Genomic DNA, 2,719 nt, shown 5'->3' on the forward strand with positions numbered 1-2,719 from the left:
AGGCGCAAGCCGCCTGGCTGGGCCTGTACGGTTTCAACGCCGCGCTGGCGGCGCNGGCGTTCAGCAGGCAGGGTGAAAAACCGTGGGTAACACTGCTGGCCATCGCCCTGGCCCTGCTGCTGCAACCCCTGTTCAAGCTGCTACCGGTACCCGGCCTGACCGCGCCCTTTGTCGCCGCCTGCTGGCTGATGCACCTGGGCAGCCATCTCGCCCAGCCCAGGCAGCGTGACGCCAGCCGCTTGCACAGCTGAAATGCAAGCCCTAGGCTCAGCCCATCGCTTTTGTGGAACGAGCCAATGAACAACCCTGCGAGCCTGCGCGAGCAGCTCTACATCATCGTCTTCCAGACCGATACCGTGGCTGGAAGACGCTTCGACAAGATCCTCCTGCTGATCATCCTGGCCAGCCTGGTTACCGTCATCCTCGACAGCATCGACGAAGTGCATCAAGGCTATGCCGGCCTGCTGGCCGGCATCGAGTGGGGCTTTACCGCGATCTTCCTGGCCGAGTACCTCACCCGCCTGTACTGCTCGCCCAAACCGCTGCGCTATGCCTTCAGCTTTTATGGCCTGGTCGATCTGCTGGCGATCGTGCCGGGGATCATCGCGCTGTACTACAGCGACGCCCAGTACCTGCTGATCATCCGGGTGATCCGGATGCTGCGGATCTTCCGCGTGCTCAAGCTCAGCCCGTATCTCAAGCAGGCGCACTACCTGATAGAGGCACTGCGCGGCAGCAAGCAGAAGATCATCGTGTTCCTGGTGACGGTATCGACCCTGGTGACAGTGTTCGGCACCTTGATGTACGTGATCGAAGGGCCTGAGCATGGCTTTACCAGTATTCCCAAGGGCATCTACTGGGCCATCGTCACCCTGACCACGGTGGGCTTTGGCGACATCGTGCCGAAGACGCCGCTGGGGCAGGTGATTTCGTCGTTGGTGATGATCATCGGTTACTCGATCATTGCCGTACCGACCGGGATCTTTACCGCCGAACTGGCCAATGCCATGCGCGGGGAGCAGTTGCAGCATGATTGCCCGACCTGCAGCAAGAAGAGCCATGAGCATGGGGCGGCATTCTGTTCCCGATGTGGGAATGTGCTGTTTCCCAAGCAATGATGTCGCCTGCTTTGGCCCTATCGCCGGCAAGCCAGCTCCCACAGGTACTGCACGATGCCCAAGACCTGTGCAGTACCTGTGGGAGCTGGCTTGCCGGCGATAGGGCCAGTAAAGGCAGCTGCATAACCAAAGTATTTTTTGTTCTTTAACCGCCACAAACCCACCCGCTATAGTCGCAGGCAAACTGCCAACACCTTCTCGATAACAAGGAAGCAACGTGAAAAAACTCTTCACCGCCTCGCTGCTCGCCGCAGGCCTTGCCCTGGGCAATTTCGCCCAGGCCGCCCCAACCTTGCTCAACGTTTCCTACGACGTGATGCGCGACTTCTACAAGGACTACAACCCGGCCTTCCAGAAGCACTGGGAAGCCGAGCACAACGAGAAGGTCAACGTGCAGATGTCCTTCGGCGGCTCGAGCAAGCAGGCGCGAGCGGTGATCGATGGCCTGCCGGCCGATGTCATCACCATGAACATGGCCACCGACATCAATGCCCTGGCCGACAACGGCAAGCTGGTGCCGGACAACTGGGTAACCCGCCTGCCGAACAACAGCGCGCCGTTCACCTCGGCCACTGTGTTCATCGTGCGCAAGGGCAACCCCAAGGCGCTGAAAGACTGGCCCGACCTGCTCAAGGATGGCGTACAGGTGATCGTGCCAAACCCCAAGACCTCGGGTAACGGCCGCTACACCTACCTGTCTGCCTGGGGCTATGTGCTCAAGCAAGGCGGTGATGAAAACAAGGCCAAGGACTTTGTCGGCAAGCTGTTCAAGCAGGCGCCGGTATTGGACACCGGTGGCCGCGCCGCCACCACCACCTTCATGACCAACCAGATCGGCGACGTGCTGGTGACCTTCGAGAACGAAGCCGAAATGATCGCCCGCGAGTTCGGCCGCGACCAGTTCGAAGTGGTCTACCCGAGCGTGTCGGCCGAAGCCGAGCCGCCGGTCAGCGTGGTCGACAAGGTGGTGGCGAAGAAAGGCACCCAGGCCGCAGCCGAGGAATACCTGAAGTACCTGTGGTCGCCAGCCGCCCAGGAAATTGCCGCACAGAACTACCTGCGCCCGCGTGACGCGACGGTACTGGCCAAGTACACCGACCGCTTCCCGAAAGTGGACTTCCTGTCGGTGGAGAAGACCTTCGGTGACTGGCGCACCGTGCAGAAGACCCACTTCAATGATGGTGGGGTGTTTGACCAGATCTACAGCAACAATCAGTAATTGATGTAAGCCTTACCGGCCTCTTCGCGGCTAAAGCCGCTCCCACAGGAACCCCACAGCCCCTCAGGTTTTGCACTGTACTTGTGGGAGCGGGTTTACCCGCGATGAGGCCAGCAAGGGCAACATCAGACCTGACGAAATACCAGGGCCTTCAAGCCCCCCGCCGGGTCCACATCAGGAAACTCCGGCGGGTTCTCCAGCCGCTCGACAAACGCCAGCGACGGCGCCTGCTCCGCCATCCCCTCGATCAGAAACTCCGGCCCGATGCCCGGGTCGTTCACGCACGCCAGCACCGTCCCGCCCTCGCTCAACAGCTCCGGCAAGCGCCGCAGGATCTTCGCGTANTCCTGGGTCAGCACGAAGCTGCCGCGCTGGAAGGTCG

General features: G+C 61.0%; 4 protein-coding genes. 3 read left to right on the top strand and 1 reads right to left on the bottom strand.

What is annotated here, in order from left to right; translation table 11 throughout:
• From JV551A3_RS22245 to JV551A3_RS22255, 3 genes are all read left to right on the top strand, one after another.
• Positions 1–251: urea transporter (locus tag JV551A3_RS22245; protein ID WP_205125968.1), on the top strand; the 251-nt coding region annotated here is incomplete at its 5' end.
• Positions 252–296: 45 nt separating this feature from the next.
• Positions 297–1,118: an ion transporter gene (locus JV551A3_RS22250; RefSeq protein WP_085625476.1), complete on the top strand. Its 822-nt coding sequence runs from the start codon at positions 297–299 to the stop codon at positions 1,116–1,118.
• A 217-nt stretch (positions 1,119–1,335) separates the two neighbouring features.
• A complete protein-coding gene (locus tag JV551A3_RS22255) occupies positions 1,336–2,337 on the top strand; it encodes a sulfate ABC transporter substrate-binding protein (RefSeq protein ID WP_133979135.1) in 1,002 nt (333 codons plus the stop codon).
• A gap of 125 nt (positions 2,338–2,462) precedes the next feature.
• Here JV551A3_RS22255 and JV551A3_RS22260 read toward each other — a convergent pair.
• The coding region (locus tag JV551A3_RS22260; protein WP_205125969.1) for a class I SAM-dependent methyltransferase at positions 2,463–2,719 on the bottom strand (257 nt) is incomplete at its 5' end.

Origin of the sequence: Pseudomonas inefficax, from assembly GCF_900277125.1 — a bacterium.
GTDB lineage: Bacteria > Pseudomonadota > Gammaproteobacteria > Pseudomonadales > Pseudomonadaceae > Aquipseudomonas > Aquipseudomonas inefficax.

Coding starts and splice junctions, on each gene's coding strand:
- JV551A3_RS22250 (WP_085625476.1), top strand. CDS start 297: ATGAACAACCCTGCGAGCCTGCGCGAGCAGCTCTACATCATCGTCTTC.